Origin of the sequence: [Scytonema hofmanni] UTEX 2349 (assembly GCF_000582685.1) — a bacterium.
GTDB lineage: Bacteria > Cyanobacteriota > Cyanobacteriia > Cyanobacteriales > Nostocaceae > Hassallia > Hassallia hofmanni.
The window spans coordinates 3,100,418-3,122,209 of sequence record NZ_KK073768.1 but is presented as its reverse complement, the minus strand read 5'-3'; the positions used below and the strand labels follow the sequence as shown (position 1 = coordinate 3,122,209).

The following is a 21,792-nucleotide window of genomic DNA, read 5'->3' as shown; positions in this document are numbered from 1 at the left end:
TTTTACGTTTATATCTAATGTAGAGTTTGCCAATCGCCAGAAAAAATACTTTCAACAGCGATCGTAATTCGCAGCAAGTCTTCTTGTAGCAGCGGGGGCCATTCTATCCCAACTTTACGCCCCGCAGCAAACAACTGTTGACTTTTGATACTTAACTGATACAGCGAGTTAGCTAGTTCCCTATCTATAATTGTAACATCCTTGAGTTCTTCAAAAACTACTTTCAACGCCAATAAAATAGAAGTAACGTGACCAGGGATAGGTGGTTTTCCCTGTTGCATCCGCATTAACAGAGCATCTGGGTTTTCCTCGGTTATCATTGCCTGGTCAATAAGCAATTTGCGAGCAGTTCCGTAATTCATGTTTACAGAGTACCATTGAAGCGCCCATAGAAGGCGATCGCGTTGCAAGCCGCTACAGTCAACTTGATTTTTTTCCCATGTCTCAAATAGGAACGCTTGGAACAGAGCTTTATATGCCTGCAAGCGAAAACGGAATTCATCTCGGCTACTTAATATATTGCCATATTGTAATTAAGTTAAGTTCTTTCATAGCGAAAGCCTTGAAACAAATATTTTTATTCTTTTTTAAGTTTTTAACTTTATGAAAAGAGTGATTATCTAATTAAGTAAGCGATCGTCAAGAAATTTAACTTACTTTTCTTTTCTGCCCCATGCCCCATGACGGCAGATGCTTCTCGATTCGGGGAGACGCTGCGCGAACAAGTCGGCAAAGCCGGACGCCAGGTGCCTCAAGTCGGGAAACCCGCCCACGGCACTGGCTCCCCAACGCACTGCCTCCCCCATGCCCCATGCCCAATGAGTGATGTTTAATTTTTCTTAATCTACCTAGTTACCATTAAGTTGAAGTCAGCGCGTTGCGGATTCTTAATCTTCATCAAGTTATAAATCCGATTATGAAGTTTTTGATAATACTTGTGTCGGCTTGTACGCTCATGCCCAACTTGTTGCTGCAATTGTGTACGCTGAAAATAACTAAGCTAATGATTAGATTGAGGTCTGATGACTCCTACGATTATGCGTCAGCTTTGGACTGTGGTTGAAACAGCCCATTCCAAGACCCTCTTGCAACTAGACGATGCTAGCTTGGTGCAATGGTTAGTCAAACAAACCAAAACACAAGCATTGTTAGATTGTAACGAAACCGATTTTCTCTGTGACTACATTCAAGCCAGGTTAAGCCTGATTCGTGACATCGCCCATGACCGTCAATGTTACGGCTAAGACAATTTTGATTGGTTGGTTGTTAGTGGATAGTGGATAACTCTTAACCATCAACCATCAAGCATCAACTAACAACTAACAACTAACAACTAACAACTAACCACTATTTTTGTGATAAATAACCTTCCACTAAGCAGTCGGAACCTACTACGCGCCAAGTAACACGTTCTAAAGGCAAAGCCTCAGTCATAGTGGTGAAGCCTAAATCACCCACAGGTGTGGGTGCATTGTTACCACCAATGATTTTCGGAGCGATAAAGGCAAGAATTTTTTGTACAGCACCTTGAGCGATCGCACTAGCGGCTAATATCCCGCCACACTCCCATAATACGTTGCAAAAACCCCGCTCATACAAGTAAGCCATTACCCGATCTGGCGTGAGTGGAGTTAGTTCCAGCACCTCTACTCCCTGACGAAGCAACAATTCTTTAACATCAGGGTTAGCATCTACTTCTGTTAACACTAAAGTGGGAGCCTCAGAAGTTTGCCACAAGTGGGCATTTTCTGGCAATCTCAGACTGCGACTCATCACCACCCGCAACGGATTATTTGCCCCTTCTTGATGGCTGGTTAAATAAGGATTATCCTGTCGCACTGTATTCCCACCGACAATTACAGCATCACAAGCAGCCCGCAGTTGATGTACTTCAGTGCGGGCATCTCGGTTTGTTACCCAAGCACTGTGACCGGCACTAGTAGCAATTTTGCCGTCTAAAGTCATGGCATATTTCAAAATGCCCAAAGGTCGTTTGTAGAGAATACGATGAACAAAACCTTCATTAATTTTCTGGCAAGCAACTTCTTCCACCCCTGCCACAACTTCTATCCCAGCGGCGCGTAAACGCGCAATGCCACCCCCCGCAACCAGGGGATTAGGGTCAACCATACCTACTACCACTTTTGCCACTCCAGCGGCGATTAATGCTTCCGAACAAGGCGGAGTGCGTCCGTAGTGATTGCAAGGTTCTAAGCTGACATAAATTGTCGCTCCACGAGCGTCAGCACCAGCCGCTTTGAGGGCAAAAACTTCCGCATGAGGTTCCCCAGCACGAGGATGAAACCCCTCCCCAATAATCTTGCCATCTTTGACAATTACCGCTCCCACTAAAGGATTTGGCGAAGTGCGTCCGCTAGCGCGTTTTGCGAGTTCCAAACACCGCTGCATCATGCTAGAGTCAAAGTCATTTCCCACCATTTTCTGTAAGTGTGAATCCAAACCGACTGCCGACTTTACTAAAAGTGCATTTTCTTCACTGTAATTATTGTTTGATGCATTTGGTTGAGCAATCACTGGGAAATTATCCATAACTTTGGGCAATACAATGATTAAATAGTAGGGAGTAGGGGGGAGTTAAAATTAACAATGCCCAATGCCCCATGCCCCATGCCCAATGCCCATTTCCTCATGACTGTGCCAATTTTATCTGCTGCCACCACTTATTTAAGGGATAATAAATCACAGGTGCCCAGAGACTACTGAGAATAGCAGAGGCAAGGGCGACTTTCTGGTAATACGTCCAGATATCTTGGATATTGCGATCGCCCATCCAAGTTAATAACAACGCAAAAATAGTTTCTTCTAAAACTGTCATTCCGAAGACAATTAAGGCGATAGAAATAAAGTCTTCTTGGATAAAACGCTGTTTCTGCATAAAGCCAGTAATCATTCCCACTATCCCCAAACTAATAGCATGACTGGGGTTGGGCGATGTCATGGCATCTTGAAGCAGCCCCAAAACTATACCTGCTAATGCTCCTTGAAAAACTGTGCGCTTTACGCTCCAAGATACTACCCAAATCAATAACCAGTTAGGTGCAATTCCCAATAATTCCATCCCTGGAAGACGGGTAGGCAACATCATCAAACATAACAGTACAGACCCAGCCGTCACGGTCAAATCCAGCACTTGACGCAAGCGGGGATGCCATTGAGAAAGAGGCTTAATTTTCAGTTTCGCTGGTAGTTTCGATGGCGATTTTGATGGCGATTTTGGCTTTTGCTGCCTGCTGCGACCAAATGCAGGAATCTTCATTATTTTTAATATATTTGCTTGCGAAAATTTAATTTGACTATTACCAAAGAAGGGAAAAGGGTAAGGGGTAATGGGATAAGAGGGGTAAAGGGCAAAGGAAAAAAGGGGAAAGGGAGATGGAGTCATTTAAAATCAGTCGAAGAGAAAAGAAAATAATTCTTCCTTTTCCCTTTTCCCTTTTCCCTTTTCCCTTTCCCCCTCTTCATCATGGTTTTTTATCTGTCGATTCAGGTTTTGCTTCCTGTTGCATTTCCGGCATTTGGTTTTCTGGCTTGGGGTATACAGTTACCCAATCTAAAGACCGAATTGCCGGGAAAAGTTCAATTGTTGCCACTGATGCTGGAAGCTTCTTCAAATTCAGAGATTTCACTCGTCCTACTGCCCAGCCAGAAGGAAACTTCTGACTGTAATTAGATGTAGAAACTACATCTCCGGGTTTGACGCTAGGAACTTTTTCATAAAATTCCAACACCCCATCAGCAGAAGCATCTCCACGCAAAACGCCCTTAGCTCCAGTGCGGCTAATTGTTACACCTACTTGGCTCTTGAGATCGCTAATTAACAACACGCGGCTAGAATTATCAGTAACTTTTTCTACCAAACCTACCAATCCACCCTCAGCCTTGACAATGTAACCTTCTTGAATCCCAGCGCTTGCTCCGCGATTAAGGGTTACTTGTTGCCACCAATGGTCGGCACCGCGTCCTACTACCCGCGCCGGAATTGGGCGGGCTGAGAGCGGTTCTTTTTCAATGTAACCCAGTAAGTCTTTTAGCTTTTGATTTTGCCTTTCCAAATCTTCTATGCGCGCATTCAACGAATCCAACACCCGCGTATCCTTAACACGTTCTTCTTGAGTCGAACCGGTGTGCAACATTTGCAACGGACGGGTCATTTCTTGATACATATCAAGCAGAACACCGCCTTGAGTTTGTCGAAGCATCCAAGCGCTACCAACTACTAAACTTACCAGCCCGATTTGTAATCCTTTCCGCTCCCACCAACGACGCGAAGTAAACATATATACCTGGTTTATTTTATAATAATATTTTTACAGAAGATATTGGATTCTGTGATGTAGAACCCAATATCGAAAATTGTTATCAGTGTTACATATTGCGAGAACGTCCGCTGAACACCCGTTCCAGCTGCTTGAAGTTCTCTAATACACGCCCTGTTCCCAGCACAACACAGCTCAAAGGATCAGCCGCTACGTGGGTAACAATCCCTGTTTCATGACTAATTAGTGTATCCAAACCTCTCAGCAAAGCGCCACCACCGGCTAACATGATCCCCCGGTCAATAATGTCTGACGCCAGTTCTGGAGGTGTCCGTTCTAATGTACGCTTCACAGCCTCAATAATTACTGAAAGCGGTTCCGCCATACTTTCACGAATTTCTGGACCTTTGATGGTGACAGTGCGCGGTAGTCCAGAGAGCAGGTGTAAACCTCTGACTTCCATCATCGCTTCTTCGTCTTCATGAGTGGGATAAGCTGAACCAATCCGAATTTTGATGTCTTCAGCGGTTCGTTCCCCAATTACCAAGTTATGAACTTTTTTCATGTAATGCATGATGGCTTCGGTCAGTTCATCACCAGCGATGCGTACTGATTCGGAGATCACCGTACCTTGAAGACTCAACACAGCAACTTCTGTGGTGCCACCTCCAATATCGATAATCATGTTTCCAGTCGGTTCAGCAACGGGTAGCCCTGCACCAATTGCCGCTGCTACTGGCTCATCGATTAAGAAAACTTCTCTTGCACCTGCTTGGGTGGCTGCATCCATTACGGCTCGTCGTTCTACACCTGTGACTCCACTGGGAATGCCAATGACAATCCGTGGTAAAACCAGAGACCTGCCTTCATTGACACGCTGAATAAAGCTTTTTAGCATTAACTCAGCTGTATCGAAGTCAGCGATTACACCGTCGCGCAAGGGGCGCAGCGCAATCACATTTCCCGGTGTCCGACCAAGCATTTTTTTGGCTTCTTCTCCAACTGCCAGTGCTACCTTTTCGTTTTGATCGATGGCAACTACTGAAGGCTCTTGGAGTACAATGCCTTTTCCAGATACATAAACTAGGGTGTTGGCGGTACCGAGGTCGATACCCATATCCCGCGATAAGGAAAATTTACTGAAAAGACCCACGCCTCTCTACGCCCCCTAATATTTTATACTTTTGACAACTACCATAAGAGCGATTTATGCAGGATTCTATTACGTTTTTTATCCATAGTCTAGTAAAATAGACCATTTTCTCAGTAATATTTGGGAATCTTTACTAATCTAGTGACTATTATTTTTTGATATTCTCCCTCTATATCAACAGATCCGTATAAAATTTTCCCTAAAATAGAAAAAATCTTATCATGTGTTAAGTAATTATAATTGTTAATTATTTAACATACCATCAATTCCTTTACAATTCGCTATTATAAGAGTCACGAGTGATAAGTACGCCTGTACTGAAAGGTGAAAGATATGAGTATCAATGTTGTGACTTTGGTTGGTCGTGTTGGCACTGAGCCAGATATGAAGTATTTTGATTCGGGTAAAGTTAAGTGTCGGTTAACACTGGCGGTAAATCGACGATCGCGCAACAGCGATGAACCCGATTGGTTTACCCTAGAATTATGGGGAAAAACGGCAGAAGTAGCAGGTAACTACGTAAAAAAAGGCAAGCAAATCGCTGTTAAAGGTTCCTTAAAGTTCGACTCATGGAGCGATCGCAATACAGGCATCACTCGCTCATCACCAATTATCCAAGTAGACGAACTGGAATTATTAGGTTCCAAACGGGATGCAGATAGCGATATGGGGGATGAAAATTTCTCATGAGTGAGTGGTTAGTGGATGGTGGTTAGTGGATAGTGGATAATTCTTAAGCATCAACCAACAACCAACAACAACCAACCAACAACTAACAACTAACTAATAACTAATTTGCAACGTTACTGATGCGTCTACTTCTTGTTCACCACCAACAACGGGGGTAGAAGCATCTTGTGCTGTTACCTTGGCGCTACGATAGGCAATAGGCGGTGGGGTGGGCGCATTTGCATTATTAACTTGAATACTGACTATTTCTTTGGATTTAAAACCTAAAGAAGCAAAAACGGCATCAGCTTGTTGTTGAGCTTCTTGAGTAGCTTTTGTGAGTGCTTGTTTTTGGGCGATCGCGATCGCTTCATCACTAGCGACAAAACTAACACCATTAATCTGCGTCGCTCCCACTTTCACAGCTTCGTCTAACAATGTACCAGCTTTCTCGGTAGCAATCCGAAAACTCACAGTATTCGTAGCCGCATATCCTGTAATTCGCTGTACATTATTGTTGTAGCTATAAACTGGGTTAAGTCTAATACCCGTGGTTTCTAATTTATCTACATTCCGGCTCTTGAGCAACGCTACCACGGCTGATGATTTCCGGGCAGCCTCTTGTTGTACATCCTGTGCAGTTTTACCTTGAACTTCTACACCTAAACTTACTAGAGAAAGAGTTGTAGCAATTGATTGCATCCCACGACCAGTAACGGTGAGGGTTCGCAACATTTTTTCTTTTTCTTCTGCCAAACCAGGTTGGATAAAACTTATACAGGCAATCAAGACGAAAGGTAATGTTTTCCACAAACTGCCAGTATTAAACCGAGAACCAGCTAAAACGGTTGTATTCATACTTTGATTCCACTCCTCAAACTATTTTTTGTAGACGCTTCAACTATGGCGTCACCAGTAATATGTTCCTACTTTCGCATTGCAATAGTCAAAGGTGAGAGCGGTTACATTTTTTGCAACTGAAAGCTGGGTAATTGTCAATAGTTAGAAGTCAATACCGTTCAGTTAAGCTTGAAATACGAGTGTAGAGACGCGTTAGCGAAGCGGAACGAAGTTCAATTTCGCGTCTCTACAAGTATAAAATCAGTACCAAAAATCCTTAACACCAAGCGTATTGATACCAATTATTTGTGAAGCTGCATAGAATTTGACCCCACCCCGATCAGTGCCTCGCCGAAGAGTTCTTAGGGGAAAATCCGGTTCCCTCCACGAAGAGCGGGGAGGGTTAGGGTGGGGTTCTTTCTATGCGTCTTCATATTAAATTGGTATGAGTTATAAGTTAGTAGAAGAACATTGTGTATTTTGTTAGCTAATTCTCATAAACAAGAGTGAGCGATCGCTCAAAGCAAGGATTTTAACGGCTAAAGCCGTTACTACCTTAAGGAGCATTTATACTCATCTACTTATTCCAAAATTTAGTGTTAACCAATATTTTGAAATACTATTTTCAATAACTCAGCTTTTGTAAAAGGCTTGGTCAAATAGCCTGAAGACCTAACAATTTTTGCCTTTGCTCTATCTTGAAAACCTGTTCTTCCTGTCACCATAATTATAGGTATCTTTTTGAAAGATGAATGTTTACGTAATAAACGACATAATTCATAACCACCTATATTCGGCATTTCAACATCTAGTAAAATTAAATCTGGTTTGCTGCGGATGATTTGTGTTAAAGCTTTCAATGGATCGTTAATTCCGATAACCGAAAATATTTGATCATCTAAAAAGAATTTCATCACATTCAACACACTTAAACTATCATCGATACAGACGATTGTGTAAATTTTATCGTTTATATATTGTTCCTGTATTTGGGGAACTTTATTATCATCTCTAATAATGCTTTGTTCTGACAATTCTTGTCCAATTTTTGTTTCATTTGGTGGTTCAAATTGGTTTAAAGCTTGAAAATAGGACTGTTTAGAAACTGCTGACTCAATATTTTTCGGATTTCGTGATTTTTTTTGACACTCTTCAAGTAATAAAGGCACATCTAGATAACAGAACTTTGGCATATCGTTCAAGAAGCTTTCAGGAGTAATTTCATAATTCCCCTCGTTTAAAGTCAGAAATGACTTCAAGACTTCTAATGCCAATTCCTTAATGAGGATACTTGCTTGTTCGGAGCTAATATATTTCTGCTCGACTAACCAGCAAATAGCCATATAATCTGGACGTGGTGTTATTTGGTTTTCAACACCAGTTTCAAATATCCCACGCAACTGCTGATTAATTTTACTATTTAAAGTAATAATTTGCTGCAACTTTCTTTCAATAGCATCAAACATATTATTTAAATAGCAGGCATAAACTAGTTTTCCCTTATCTACATAGATTAACCAAGATTCAGAAGTACTAAATACTTGTAAACAACAAGTAGAAGAATTACTGGTTATTTGACTTAATAGAGATAATGGTTCTAGTTTCTGTGAGATTCTGTATCTAATGATCGGAAAGGTATTCATTGTCAACACTCTTTACTCAAATTAATATTTGTCTAAACCTGAGACTAAGAGGGAGTGTTTAAAACATTATTAAAATTGATTACACTCCCTTTTTACAGTGGTAAATTTTTCACCCAAAATATTAATGTATATTTGTGGAATTTAATCGACTTTGAAAGTACCAACACTAGCTTGTAATTTATGAGAAATATCTACTGTTGTTTGCAGAGAAAGGGAAACTTGGTGAGATGAGTTGCTCGTCATTTCCGATGCTTTGACCATTTCTTTCATGAGATTAGTAACTTCTGTAGACGTTTGCACTTGAGATATTGTTGCAGCAGAAATCGACTGCACCAGGTCATCAATTTGTTGACATACATTAAGAATTTGACTCAAACTTTGCTTGGTATGCTCAACAAGATGGGTGCCTTCAACCACCTGTGCGGTTCCTAATTCCATAGCCTTAATTACTTCAGTGGTTTCAAATTGAATATTTGCAACAATTCCTTCAATTTCAGTAGTTGCTGTGGTAGACTGACTTGCTAAATGGGCGACTTCTTGGGCAATTAGACTAAAACCTTGACCTGCTTCACCAGCACGTACCGCTTCAATGCCAGTGTTAATGGCTAATAAGTTGGTTTGCTGGGCAATTTGATGAATCAATGACACCACGCGAGAAATTTGCTGCGAAGATTCTCCAAGACGCTTGACTTTTTTAGAAGTTTCCCCTAAAGTTTGTCGCAGACTCAAGATATTTTCTACTGTGAGATCCATTGTCGTGCCGCCAGTTTTAGCGGTGTGAGAGGCATTACGGGCAACTTCTGCGGCAATATTTGCACTTTTAGCCACTTCTTTAATCGAAAGCCTCATTTGCTCAACGGAATCTAAAGTTTGGCTGATTTCTTCTGATTGTTTAAGTGCTTCAGTTGCAAGTTGATCAATTGCTCCAGAATTTCCGGCGATCGCTTGATTGACCTGAGTCGCGGTAACTTTTACTTGGGTGACAATAAGACGCAAACTTTCCACAATAGAATTGAAAAAGTCAGCGACAGTGCCTATTTCCCCTGAAGTAACTTCAGCACGCACTGTCAAGTCTCCTCTGGATGCTCCTTCAATCTGAACTAATAGTTCTTGTAGTTGCAGTTGCAGTTCTTCTTTTTCTTGATGTTCTTGTTCGGAAAATATTTCTGCGACTTCGCGTCCTCTTTTTGTTTGCTCTAAAAGATCAGCTCGCTCTAAACTTAAACCAACAATTCTGGCAAACTGCTCAAACAAATCGATTTCTGACTGTTGCCACACACGGGGTTGAGAACACTGATGAGCAATTAGCAACCCTAGCACTTTATCACCCAGGAGAATTGGTGCTACCAAATTAGCTTTGACTGCGAATGGTTGAAGCTGTTGAATGTGACATTGAGTTAAATTTGCTTGGTAAATATTGTTGATTGCCACAACACGACCTTGCCGATACTTTTGAATGTATTTTGGAAAACAAGGGTCATGAATTTCTGCCCCTAGAGCTTTAGGAAAACCAGCAACTACTGATTCAGCAATTATTTTTCCGTGTAAATAAGCATCGAATTTATAAATAACTGCTCGGTCTACTTTTAAGGCTTGCCGGATATCTTGAACCGCTAAATTATAAACATCTTCTAAGTTGAGAGTTTCAGACAAATGGATGGCAAGGTCTTTTTGTGCCTGTGTTGTTTCTAGTAAACTCACATTTTCTAAAGTAAGTCCGACTTGAGATGCTAATAGGGTTAAAAAATTAATTTCATAAGGTTGCCAAATTTGAGGTTCCTGACAGTGATGAGCAATTAAAAAGCCAAATAATTGGTTGTTTTTGATAATTGGCGTTACCAAATTTGCTTTGACTTGCAAACGTTCCATTAACGTTAGATGTGCAGGAGCAAAGTTGGCTTCCAAGACATTATTGACAGCCAAAACCCGACCATTTTTGTATGCTTCTATTAGTTCCGGACTAATACAGTCATCTTCAATTGCCTCTCCTAAAGCTTGAGGTAAATCAGGAGCAACGGATTCGGCTATGATTTGTCCACTTCCTTTGTCACTAAAGTGATAGATGACTACTCGATCTGCTTTTAATGCTTGGCGAGCTTGTATTACTGTTATGTTGAATAAGTCTTCAGAATTAAGAGACTGGCGAATTGAGATTAAAGTGTTGGTAAACAACTTTAATTGTTCAGCCTCTGCTGTTTGTTGACTTAGCAAGTTTTGCAATTGCTGTGCCATCTGGTTAATGTTAGAAGCCAAGGTAGCAAATTCGTCTTTGCCTTTGACCCGGATACGGGTATCCAAATCGCCCTCACCCAATTTTATCACTGCTGTAGCAGCAATGCGAATTGGTAATGTTAGACGGTGAGCGCTAATTGTGGCGATCGCACCAGCTAGTAATGTTACGGTGACTGTACTAATCTCCAGTATACGCAATAATATTTTCGATGGCTCAAAGGCGATCGCTGTATTGCTACTCAGAGCTAAGTTCCATTTTAAAGGAGGTAAACCTTCCCTTGTTTGCCAAGGCACGTAAGTTACTAATTCCTCAATTTTCTCTTTTTTGTTCAACAATATGCGAGCATTTGCTTGATTTTTTGCTTGCATTTGTTTCCACTCAAGAATCACCTCTTCAATCTTTTTACCTACATCTAAATTTTCTTTACACAAGAAAATTTTTCCCGAAGCATCTATTAGGTCATAATCATCCTGATTAATTAAACCTGTATTTAATACCTTTTCTAAAGACTTCACAGGTATGACTGTACGGATGATATAGATAGTTTGATTTGTCTCGCTATCTTTCACCGGAGCAGCTGTGTAAATTTGCAGCTTATCTCCACTTTTTGTGCTTGAGGGTTGACTAATATAAGGTGTGTTGGTTTTGATTACCGTTTGAAAATAGTCCTCGTTTTTTTGGTTAAGAATCAATTGTCCTTTTGATTCGGCAATTACATTACCATTAAGATCCAACACAGCAATGCTTTCATAACTATTTTCAATACTTAAATAGTTATTCAGTCGTGCTTGCATCTGTTCAGGAGTTATAGTTTCTCTTAATTTGCGATTTTGTAAAAATGTCAGATGAGAAAGTATTTGAATATCTCCATATCGTCTTTCCATAAAACCGTTGACATTATCTATCAAAAGATTGGCTTTATCTTCTTTAAAAGAGATAATTTGCTTTGTTTGTGATTGGTTAACTAAGTAATAAGCAAGTGTTCCTATTCCTAATACTGGTAGCGTCCCAAAAACTACGGTAAAAATAATTGCTTTTCGATATAAACTTATTTGCTTGAAAGCGGAAATTACAGCATTGATTGGGGAAATAACATAACCGCTTCTGGGATGATCTAAATTTTCTTTTGCGGAATAGGCAACCATTTGAGAATTACCATTTTTAACTAGACCATTTTTGTTGCTCATCGTTTAATTACTGTAATTATTGAATTAGCTTTTAGTAGATGCTATTTAAACGAAATAACCTTTATTTTGCCCAAAATTTCATACAACTTTTGTGCAAGTTAAAAGCGCCAAAGTTTACAATAAATATTGTGAATGCCTTTTTTATGATTTACAGACATTTACAAAGTATTGCTGTACATTGGCAAATAACCCAAATTTTTGCTTCTAAAAAGGTATTCTAAAACTCAGATGATGCTGAGATAAACCTTTTAATGTAAACACACGCAGAAGCTGATGCAATATCTGACTTTTCACGTTATGTGGAAAAACAAACGCGAAACCTAACCCCCCAGTCCCCTTCCCTATAAGGGAAGGGGGAGAATTCAAAGCCTCTCTCCTTGCAGGAGAGAGGTTTTCCAGATCCCGTGAAAAGTCAGATGCAAGATAAGCATATTTTTCAATTTGAACACCCTAAATAGTAGCTGAAAATTAATGATGCGACTTAAGATAAAAGCAAAGTTTGAAAATGTTTAATTCTTAGTCTTTCATGCAGTCGAGAGAGGTATTCGACTATGTTAATTTTTATTCTAGCTAACATATAAACGTACATAGCTGATGCAAAGTTTTTTGAACCCACATATTAGATTGTTGAGAATAAGACTTAGGCTACATTGTTTTCTTCAGATGACAAACAATTGAGCTAAAATAATTAATAATTCTTTCATGTGTTGAGTTAGGTAATAATTTTAGGAGTAATAGTCTGTACTTAAATTCAGCACCATCTGACTGAAAAAAAAAGGTGATGTCTTCATAATTTTTGATAGATAATTTAGTATTTTTTATACTAAATAACTATGAGTGCTGACATCACTACTTATTACAAATAGTAAAGTATTCTAGTATTTAGCTGAATAATCGCAATTTTCAGGTAAATACCAGATATTAAGTATATTACTACAAATTTACGAAAATATTCGCATAAAACAAAAGTATAAGGTATAAAGTTTTAGACATTTAAGTATACAATATTACATGCTAATTTAACATTAATCAATTTTTAGATAATTTACTTGTAAAGGTATATTATCTACTTATGTCTAATGCCCAATGCTCTATAACTTAACCCGAAAGTTAAGATAAAAGCCTTATTACTAGTACAGGGTGGCGGAAATAAAGCGATCATTCAAAAAAACCAAAAATCTTGTATTTCCAGCTTTTTCAATGAGCGAATTCCGCGATCGCAAGTGCGTCTCCAACAATGGACCTGGTTTAAAAACGTCAGAAAACTAATAAAGCAAAAAATTGATTTAAGTAGTAGCTTAATAAGCAGATATTAAATTGATTTATAATCATTAAAAATATTAATTCTTATAACACAACAAATAATTTACTATTTGTCATATGGCGTATTGGCTCTTGAAAACCGAACCGAATAATTATTCCTACTTTAATTTAGAAAAAGACGGCAGTACAGTTTGGGATGGTGTGAACAATCCCCTTGCCCTTAAGCATATGCGAACAATGGAGATTGGGGACTTAGCATTGATTTATCACACAGGCAAAGAACGACAAATCGTCGGTGTAGCGGAAATAATCAGTAAACCTTATGCCGATCCAGCATTGGATGACATTAAACGGGTGGTTGTGGATGTGCAGGCAATCACAAAAGTACCCCAACCCGTAACGCTAGCTAAAATCAAGCAAGATGCTAATTGGGAAAACTTTGACTTGCTACGTCTTCCTCGATTGTCTGTAGTTGCGGTGTCTGAGTCGCATTGGCAGCGTTTGTTAGAATTAGCAAATTGACGTACTCCCCGGCATAAATGACAGAAATACCTAGTTTTTGGCTAAATCCGACAAAAGTTACTAATTAATTTAAAGAAGCTGATTGTAGCGAATCTGTAATTGTTCGTTTAAATAAAAGAGTAAAAAAGAACGATTTTCACAGAATCAATGCAGTTTTTAGGTGCAATTAATTTTCCCTTGCCTCTGCTGGCAAGCGCAACAGAAACAGCAGACAGTTCAATGGTACTAGCAGCCGTGCTGCTAAGTTTAGTAGTGATTTACTTCGCCAGCAAAGTTGGTGGGGAGTTATCCAACCGATTTGGTTTACCACCTGTGTTGGGTGAACTCGTCAGCGGTGTAGTAGTGGGTGTGTCTGTTCTACATCTGTTGGTGTTTGCCAAAGGTGGTGCAGACAGTTCTAATTTGATTATCACCTTTCTCCAAAGCACTGCCGGTTTAAAACCTGAGGCTGCTGCTGGGGTATTTGCAGCGCAGTCTGAGGTGGTTTCGGTTTTGGCAGAACTGGGTGTGATCATTCTGCTGTTTGAAATTGGCTTGGAGTCGAATTTAAAAGACTTGATGGCAGTAGGTATTCAAGCCAGTGTTGTGGCAGTAGTGGGGGTTGTAGTACCCTTTACTGCTGGCACTGTCGGATTGATGACTTTGTTCGGTATCGATGCCTTACCAGCAATTTTTGCTGGGGCGGCTTTAACTGCAACGAGTATTGGTATTACTTCTAAGGTATTGTCAGAATTGGGGCGGCTCAATTCTAGAGAAGGGCAGATTATTCTCGGTGCTGCGGTGATTGACGACGTGCTGGGAATTATCGTTTTAGCGGTAGTTGCTAGTCTGGCGAAAAATGGTGCGGTGGATGTCAGCCAAGTTGTTTATTTAATTATCAGCGCTACTGGTTTTCTGTTGGGCGCGATCGCTTTGGGTAATTTTTTCAATAAATCTTTTGTGGCGATCGCTGATAAACTCAAGACACGCGGCGAATTAGTCATACCTGCTTTTATCTTCGCCTTTCTCATGTCATATCTTGCCGCAGCCATTCAACTAGAAGCGATTTTGGGAGCTTTTGCAGCTGGTTTAGTCTTGGAAGAGACTGATAAACGCAAAGAACTGCAAAAGCTAATCTGTCCCATTGCTGATATGCTAGTACCAATTTTCTTTGTTACTGTTGGCGCAAAAACCGATTTAGGAGTCTTAAACCCAGCAATCCCCAGCAACCGCGAAGGTTTAATTATTGCAACTTTCCTGATTTTAGTCGCTATTTTCGGTAAACTAATTACAGGCTTTGTAGTGTTTGGTCAACCGGGAATCAACCGCTTGGCAATTGGTGTGGGAATGATTCCTAGAGGCGAGGTAGGCTTAGTGTTTCTTGGTATTGGCTCTTCTATTGGTATTCTCTCCAAACCACTGGAAGCAGCAATTATCATGATGGTTATTCTTACCACCTTTTTAGCTCCTCCTCTGTTACGAATTGTATTTCCCGATCCAGAAGCGGTGGGTGTTGCGAACGAAACACTAATTTTAGAGACTTCTGGCACACCGTTGGCAATGGAATCACCAGCTGCTGCCGCTCAAAAGTCAAATGACGCCACAAATGCGGAAGCAACCCCAGATGGTAATTAATCAAACGTCTTGGTTGAAGACGTATTTTTAACACAGTTATAAGTGAGTAGTTCTTAATTAACTACTCGCTCATAACTCAGTACTGCGTGATGGGTAAAAGCGATCGAAGAAAGGAAACTTTCCATCTTTAACATCCGTCGCCTAAAAATGTAAAATATTAGCAGTTTTTTTTGTAATTACTCCTAACATAATGTTACTTGTTTGCAGTCTTTCCCGATTTCAAGCACTCCAATAATCGATGCGATGTTTTACTAAAGAAGTATGAAGTTTGAAAGATAAAGGATGAAAAAATATCGTTACATATCTTGTGTAAGCGTAGGCAAAACAAAAACTTTCACCTTATTCAACCCTCATCCCTGCCTTGAAAAGTTCTCTGAGGGGAGTATCCCCCCGGCAGACTTTTCGCTTTATGGTTGGGGTAATTTCATACTTGACCTTTTATTTCTTTGTTAGTGCAATCGGATACTTGAACGATGCAATGAGCGATATGCTAACAACATGAAAAATTAAAAGCAAAGTGCAAAAAAATGACATCATTAAATGTATTTTGAGCTTCAGCGCAAAATTTACCAAAAGCACGCAATCAGACAGTTTGGGAGCTTGGATTGTGAAGATTTGCCAATATTTTGACAGATGAGAGCAAATGCGAATCAGGAGAAAGAACTGTGAGACTACACTGGTTACTACCTGGGACTTTTGGAACTATCTTCATGCTATCGTCACCGACTTTGGCTGCAAGATTGGAATCCTGGCGTTTTGATGTTAATCAAAATCGGTTGGAAATTAACACTACGGGTGATGTTCAACCCCAAGCGCAATTACTCTTCAACCCCACGCGTTTGGTAATTGACTTGCCAAAAACAACATTTGGGCGATTCTCCGCAGGAGAGGCTACGCCAACGCCAAAGGAACAGCAGTTAACTGGCGGATTTCGCTCTATCAGTGTTAAGCAACTAAATGAAAAATCATCTCGCATAGTCGTTGAACTTAGCCCTGGTTATACCCTAGACCCCAAACAGGTGACATTTGTCGGCATAACTGCCAGTCGCTGGACAGTACAATTACCAAAACCAGTCGCACAGCAAGTCGTTTCCTCCCCCAGAAAACTTTACAATAATGTGGTGATAGGAACTACCAAACCAGATGCCAAAATTGCCAATACCACAAACGCAAAGACGCAAATCGAAAATTTACTTGTTACCGGAGACGGCTTTTTTATCCGCACAAATGGCGTCCGTCCTCAAGTTGAGGTAAATCGCAGCGACGACAGAAAGTCAATTAATATCGATATTGCTGGTGCATCTTTATCGCCTAATTTGCAACGTGAACGCGCAATTAATCGCTATGGTGTCAAGCGCATTAAATTTAGCCAGCGGGAAACAAAATCACCTGTTGTTCGCATAACTATGCAGGTAGATAAAAATAGTTCAGATTGGCAGGTAAATCTGAACAGTCCCCGTGGTTTGGTACTTCTGCCCAGTACTGTTGTCAGATTGCCTGGTAGTAGTAATCTGAATAATACAAATAGCGATCGCTCCTTACCTTCTTCATCACCAAATACTTCCACAGACAATAAACTCTCTACAATTAGGTCTGTAGAACTTGCCGATGGTGGTACCCAATTGCTCCTCAAAGGTGATGACACTTTATCTGCTATTGGAGGCTGGGATAAAGCTTCTGGCTTATTCCGTATCACCATCAATAATGCTAGATTAGCACCTTCACTCAAAGGTCCGGTTTTAAATAGCAATAGCCCAATCGCTAGAATCCGTCTGCAATCGTCAGGCTCAAATACTGTGCTTGTTTTTGTCCAACCAAATCCGGGAGTACAAATTGGGGAACTAAACCAAAGCAATAGCCAGACTATATCTTTAGAATTAAAACGTTCTGTGCAACGCTCTGGGCGAATCATACCCCCGATTAGTGGTTTACCTCCCTTACCACTACCAAGTCAAGTGCCATTCCCAGATCCAAACGCTCGATATCCCGCACCATCACGGAGTCGTCCCCGCATTCCGTCGGGACGAGTGGTGGTTATGATTGATCCTGGACACGGTGGTAAAGACTCTGGTGCGGTTGGCATTGGGGGACTGCAAGAGAAAAATATCATCTTGCCGATTAGTCAAAAGTTGGCGCGGATTTTGCAGCAAAATGGGGTGCAAGTGATACTGACAAGAAATTCTGATTATTTTGTCAGTCTTCAGGGAAGAGTAGATTTAGCAGAGAGAGCTAATGCTGATGTATTTGTCAGTATTCACACTAATTCTGCCGGTTTACAACGTCCGGATGTCAGCGGATTGGAAACGTATTACTACGACAGTGGTTTAAGCTTGGCTCGTATAGTCCATAGCAACATTCTCCGAAGTGTGAATGTTAGAGATCGAGGAGTGCGACGAGCGCGATTTTACGTTTTGAGAAAAAGTTCTATGCCTTCTATTCTCATAGAAGCTGGTTACATGACTGGTCGGGAGGATATTGCCAAACTAAGAAATCCCCAATATCAAGAGCAAATGGCGGAGGCGATCGCTCGCGGTGTCCTCCAGTATCTAAAACAAAGATAACTGATTTGACAAAATCTGAGTAAATACACAATCATGAATTTTCTGTTAATTTTCTCGACTGAGCAATTGTAATGTCTAACTCAGGGATAAGTGATTACGCAAAATTATTTATGTCATTGCGAGCGAAATGAAATGTAGCGTTCAAAGGAGCGTGTCGCAGACAAGCAATCTCCAAACCGCAAGCGAATTGCTTCTCCTGTCGGAGACGCTCCTTTGAACATTCCGCTTCTCTTCTCCTGTTGGAGACGCTCCTTTGAACGCGACCTTCGCTTCGGACAAATATATATTTAATTTTGCACAACTACTTAGCGATCGCGTCTACGCTCACAAAACTCATGATAAAAATAGATTTTCCCTAACCCAAGCGCCCAAGCGCCTTTATTTAGACTCTTGACTGTTAATTTTAGACTGTTGACTATTGACCAGCTTTGCCTCATTAACTGACAGCCGTTGACATTTTTCGGATTTTGTGCATCTAACATCAAAAATCCATTCATACATCAATTATTGGCTGATTCAAGTGTAATTAACCCGAAGATCGCTAAGTATTAATTATCCCGATCAGCTCTTTTTTGGTGTAATCTGATGCTTTAAAGACAGAACTTTTATGCTTTAACATCATGGCAAATTGACTATTACGTGCTAGAATCTTACGCCATTAGCTGTGTCTTTAATACAAACGCACGCGCCATGAGCGGAGCATCAAAGCGTCATATTGGGCGGTGACGGTGTGAGGATTTATCAATATTTAATTTATTTTGACGGATTGACGGCTCCCATGAATGCGAATCAGGAGAAAGGACTGTGAAATTACACTGGTTACTACCCGGTACTTTTGGAAGTATTTTGATGCTATCGTCGCCAACTTTGGCGGCGCAATTGGACTCTTGGCGTTTTGATGCCAACCAAAACCGACTAGAAATTAATACTACAGGCGCTGTTCAACCCCAAGCGCAATTAATATTTAACCCCACTCGTTTAGTAATTGACTTGCCAGGAACAACCTTTGGGCGTCCACAGCTAAGGCAACAGGTAGGTGGGGCAATTACCTCAATTCGTGTCGGGCAGTTTGATCAACAAACAACTCGTATCGTCGTCGAATTGACTCCTGGTTATACCCTAGACCCCAACCAGGTCAAATTTGTCGGCACAACTGCTAGCCGCTGGACTGTACAAATACCAACGCCAGTAGCAGAGGGAGTAGCAACTCAGCCCACAGAAATTGCTGTGAGGCAACCAACAGCTACCAGCGCCTTACCGCCTAGAAATATTTACAATGTGGTGACAACCCAACCGAGCACTTTAGCCCAAGCTACTAAGCCAACGGCTATCAGCGCTACACAAGGGACGACTCAAATTGAAAATTTCCGGATTACAGGGGATGGATTTTTTGTCCGCACCAGTGGGGGTAATCCTCAGATTCAAGTAAATCGCAGCGACGATAGAAGGGCAATTAATATTGATATCGCCGGCGCATCTTTATCACCAAGTTTGTCGCAACGGGATGTGTCGATTAATCGGTATGGTGTTAACCGCATCCAATTTTCCCAACTGCAAACCAGCCCACCTGTTGTTCGCATGACTATGCAGGTGGACAAAAATGGTTCTGACTGGCGAGCAAGTACCAGTAGTGTTGGTGGTTTTATAGTTCTACCGAATACTGGTGTAGTCAGATTACCGGGAAGTAGTAATATTCAACTTCCCGGAAGCAGCAACCCACGTCCCATCCCACCACCAGTTGTCGCCAACTTGCCAGCCACAATTCAATCTGTGGAACTGGCAGCTACTGGCACGCAATTGATCGTTAGAGGCGATCGCAATTTATCTGCAAACGGCTCTTGGGATAGATCCACTGGATTTTACCGCATCACCATTCCCAATGCTCGCTTGGCTCCCTCTGTCAGAGGTCCGGTATTTGGTTCTAATAGCCCCATTCTGAAAGTACGCTTGCAACAGCAAGACTCAAATACTGTTGCCATCTTTGTTCAACCGACACCGGGAGCACAAATTGGCGAACTCAACCAAGTTGGCGATCAGTTTATCGCTTTACAAATACAACCCTCTCGGCGGGTACCAACATCATCCAGCATTTCTGGACTTCCTTTACCTCCCTTACCATCACCAGACAGAGGTCCCTTCCCAGATCCACTTACTAACGACCGACCGACATCACCCCTACCGTCACGTCGAGTTCCTAGAGGACGAACGCTCGTAGTTATTGACCCAGGACATGGTGGTAAAGACTCCGGCGCCCCTGGTTTGGGAGGACTTTTAGAAAAGGATGTAGTCTTGCCTATTAGTAAAAGAGTCGCCGCTATTTTAGAGCAAAATGGCGTACAAACAGTTCTAACGCGAGATTCTGACTATTTTGTCGAACTTCAGGGACGGGTAGATATAGCAGCCAGAGCTAATGCTAGTTTGTTTGTCAGTATTCACGGTAACTCAGTTGATAGGCGCCCAGATGTGAATGGGTTAGAAGTTTATTATTACGACAGCGGTTATAATTTGGCGGAAGTAGTTCGCAAAACTATTTTACAAAACATCAGTACTATCAAAGACCGGGGAACGCGCAAAGCTAGATTTTATGTTCTGAGGAAAAGTTCTATGCCCTCAATTCTTGTAGAAGTAGGCTACATGAGCGGTCGTGAGGATAATCCCAGGCTAGCAACTACAGAATACCAAAATCGCATGGCAGAAGCGATCGCTCGTGGTGTCCTTAGGTATCTACAACGCTAGAAATGGATAGTGGTTAGTGGTTAGTGGTTAGTGGATAAGAGTAATTTTTTTTACAACCAACAACCATCAACCATCAACCATCAACAATCCTGTATCTTAAATCCAAAACCTAACTAAAAATCTGCCTGTGCTTCCATCTTCCATTTTTGAAGGCAATCAAAATCATTTTTCCGATCTTGAACCCCAACGTGCCCCCATTGGCATCTTTGATAGTGGTGTCGGTGGTTTGACAGTATTGCGACAACTCTATCGGCAACTCCCCAATGAATCAATCATTTACTTTGGGGATACAGCTCGACTTCCTTACGGTATTCGTTCCCAAGCAGAAATTTTGCAGTTCGTGCGCGAAATTCTCACCTGGATGCAGCAGCAACAAGTGAAAATGGTAATTATGGCATGTAACACCAGTTCTGCTTTAGCTTTAGAGACGGTGCGTGAAGAATTTGACCTGCCCATTCTCGGAGTCATTCTCCCAGGAGCGAGAGCAGCTGTGCAACAAGGAAAGCGGATTGGGGTAATTGCGACCCCAGCAACTGCCAAAAGTAATGCTTATCGGCAAGCTATTCTCGAAATTGATCCAGATGTTCAAGTTTGGCAAGTCGGTTGTCCGGAGTTTGTGCCACTAATTGAACAAAACCGAATTCAAGACCCTTACACTACTGATGTTGCCCGGTCTTATCTGGAACCTTTAATACAGCAGCAAATTGATACTTTAGTTTACGGCTGTACCCATTATCCTCACCTTGAACCGATACTGCGATCGCTTCTACCTTCTGAGGTCAAGTTAGTTGATCCAGCGGTTCATGTCGTTACCGCTTGTACCCAAGAGTTAGACCTTCTGGGCTTAAAAAATACCCACCCACCACAGCCAACTCGCTTTGCTGTCAGTGGTTGTCCACAACAGTTTGCTCAGTCCTCCCTACCGTGGTTAGGCTGTACCCCAATGGTTGAAGTTGTGCGCTTGGGCGATGCCGCAATTTCTTACATCCAGAAAGACTAGTTAGTCCATAGTCAAAAAGTCAATAGTCAAAAAGTCAATACTCCATAGTATAAAGATACTTTGACCATTGACTCTTAACTATTGACTATTGACT

The 21,792-nt window shown here is 41.3% G+C and carries 17 protein-coding genes; 8 read left to right on the top strand and 9 right to left on the bottom strand.

What is annotated here, in order from left to right:
* Positions 1-14 precede the first annotated feature (14 nt).
* Positions 15-362 (bottom strand): hypothetical protein, encoded by a 348-nt coding sequence (locus TOL9009_RS0118935; RefSeq protein WP_029634179.1) that lies wholly within the window; start codon positions 360-362, stop codon positions 15-17.
* 318 nt (positions 363-680) lie between these two features.
* Here TOL9009_RS0118935 and TOL9009_RS47455 point away from each other — a divergent pair, with 318 nt between their 5' ends.
* Positions 681-833: a hypothetical protein gene (locus TOL9009_RS47455; RefSeq protein WP_186227596.1), complete on the top strand. Its 153-nt coding sequence runs from the start codon at positions 681-683 to the stop codon at positions 831-833.
* A gap of 189 nt (positions 834-1,022) precedes the next feature.
* Positions 1,023-1,244 (top strand): hypothetical protein, encoded by a 222-nt coding sequence (locus tag TOL9009_RS0118930; protein ID WP_029634178.1) that lies wholly within the window; start codon positions 1,023-1,025, stop codon positions 1,242-1,244.
* A gap of 103 nt (positions 1,245-1,347) precedes the next feature.
* On the opposite strand, the gene ribD is transcribed toward TOL9009_RS0118930, so the two are convergent.
* The 4 genes from ribD to TOL9009_RS0118905 all read right to left on the bottom strand — a co-directional run bounded on the left by ribD (position 1,348) and on the right by TOL9009_RS0118905 (position 5,394).
* Positions 1,348-2,550, bottom strand: coding sequence for a bifunctional diaminohydroxyphosphoribosylaminopyrimidine deaminase/5-amino-6-(5-phosphoribosylamino)uracil reductase RibD (ribD, locus tag TOL9009_RS0118925; RefSeq protein ID WP_029634177.1), 1,203 nt, complete (start codon positions 2,548-2,550; stop codon positions 1,348-1,350).
* 97 nt (positions 2,551-2,647) lie between these two features.
* Positions 2,648-3,277 carry a rod shape-determining protein MreD gene (gene mreD, locus TOL9009_RS0118920; protein WP_029634176.1) on the bottom strand — a complete coding sequence of 210 codons (630 nt, stop codon included), beginning with the start codon at positions 3,275-3,277 and terminating at the stop codon, positions 2,648-2,650.
* Positions 3,278-3,482: 205 nt separating this feature from the next.
* Positions 3,483-4,298, bottom strand: a complete 816-nt coding sequence (gene mreC / locus TOL9009_RS0118910; RefSeq protein WP_029634175.1) for a rod shape-determining protein MreC — start codon at positions 4,296-4,298, stop codon at positions 3,483-3,485.
* An 88-nt stretch (positions 4,299-4,386) separates the two neighbouring features.
* A complete protein-coding gene (locus tag TOL9009_RS0118905; protein WP_029634174.1) occupies positions 4,387-5,394 on the bottom strand; it encodes a rod shape-determining protein in 1,008 nt (335 codons plus the stop codon).
* A 369-nt stretch (positions 5,395-5,763) separates the two neighbouring features.
* On the opposite strand from TOL9009_RS0118905, the gene TOL9009_RS0118900 reads away from it, so the two are divergent.
* Positions 5,764-6,120: a single-stranded DNA-binding protein gene (locus TOL9009_RS0118900; protein ID WP_029634173.1), complete on the top strand. Its 357-nt coding sequence runs from the start codon at positions 5,764-5,766 to the stop codon at positions 6,118-6,120.
* A gap of 93 nt (positions 6,121-6,213) precedes the next feature.
* Here the strand turns inward: TOL9009_RS0118900 and TOL9009_RS0118895 are convergent, their stop codons facing one another.
* The 3 genes from TOL9009_RS0118895 to TOL9009_RS0118885 all read right to left on the bottom strand — a co-directional run bounded on the left by TOL9009_RS0118895 (position 6,214) and on the right by TOL9009_RS0118885 (position 12,002).
* Positions 6,214-6,957 (bottom strand): SIMPL domain-containing protein, encoded by a 744-nt coding sequence (locus TOL9009_RS0118895; protein WP_029634172.1) that lies wholly within the window; start codon positions 6,955-6,957, stop codon positions 6,214-6,216.
* Positions 6,958-7,538: 581 nt separating this feature from the next.
* Positions 7,539-8,582, bottom strand: a complete 1,044-nt coding sequence (locus tag TOL9009_RS0118890; RefSeq protein ID WP_029634171.1) for a response regulator — start codon at positions 8,580-8,582, stop codon at positions 7,539-7,541.
* 141 nt (positions 8,583-8,723) lie between these two features.
* Positions 8,724-12,002, bottom strand: coding sequence for a GAF domain-containing protein (locus TOL9009_RS0118885; protein ID WP_029634170.1), 3,279 nt, complete (start codon positions 12,000-12,002; stop codon positions 8,724-8,726).
* Positions 12,003-13,382: 1,380 nt separating this feature from the next.
* Between TOL9009_RS0118885 and TOL9009_RS0118880 the strand changes: the two genes are divergently transcribed.
* The 3 genes from TOL9009_RS0118880 (at position 13,383) to TOL9009_RS0118865 (ending at position 17,962) form a co-directional block, all read left to right on the top strand.
* On the top strand, positions 13,383-13,787 hold the full coding sequence (locus TOL9009_RS0118880; RefSeq protein WP_029634169.1) for an EVE domain-containing protein: 405 nt from the start codon (positions 13,383-13,385) through the stop codon (positions 13,785-13,787).
* Between the two features lie 147 nt (positions 13,788-13,934).
* Positions 13,935-15,401: a cation:proton antiporter gene (locus tag TOL9009_RS0118875; protein WP_029634168.1), complete on the top strand. Its 1,467-nt coding sequence runs from the start codon at positions 13,935-13,937 to the stop codon at positions 15,399-15,401.
* A gap of 665 nt (positions 15,402-16,066) precedes the next feature.
* Positions 16,067-17,962 (top strand): N-acetylmuramoyl-L-alanine amidase, encoded by a 1,896-nt coding sequence (locus TOL9009_RS0118865; RefSeq protein ID WP_029634167.1) that lies wholly within the window; start codon positions 16,067-16,069, stop codon positions 17,960-17,962.
* Positions 17,963-18,267: 305 nt separating this feature from the next.
* On the opposite strand, the gene TOL9009_RS0118855 is transcribed toward TOL9009_RS0118865, so the two are convergent.
* A complete protein-coding gene (locus TOL9009_RS0118855; RefSeq protein WP_029634166.1) occupies positions 18,268-18,459 on the bottom strand; it encodes a hypothetical protein in 192 nt (63 codons plus the stop codon).
* 307 nt (positions 18,460-18,766) lie between these two features.
* Between TOL9009_RS0118855 and TOL9009_RS0118850 the strand changes: the two genes are divergently transcribed.
* Entirely contained in the window at positions 18,767-20,698 is a 1,932-nt protein-coding gene (locus TOL9009_RS0118850; protein ID WP_029634165.1) for an N-acetylmuramoyl-L-alanine amidase, read from the top strand.
* A gap of 127 nt (positions 20,699-20,825) precedes the next feature.
* The gene (murI, locus tag TOL9009_RS0118845; protein ID WP_029634164.1) at positions 20,826-21,698 is read left to right on the top strand and encodes a glutamate racemase; all 873 of its coding nucleotides are present in this window, start codon (positions 20,826-20,828) and stop codon (positions 21,696-21,698) included.
* The last annotated feature ends 94 nt before the right edge of the window (positions 21,699-21,792 follow it).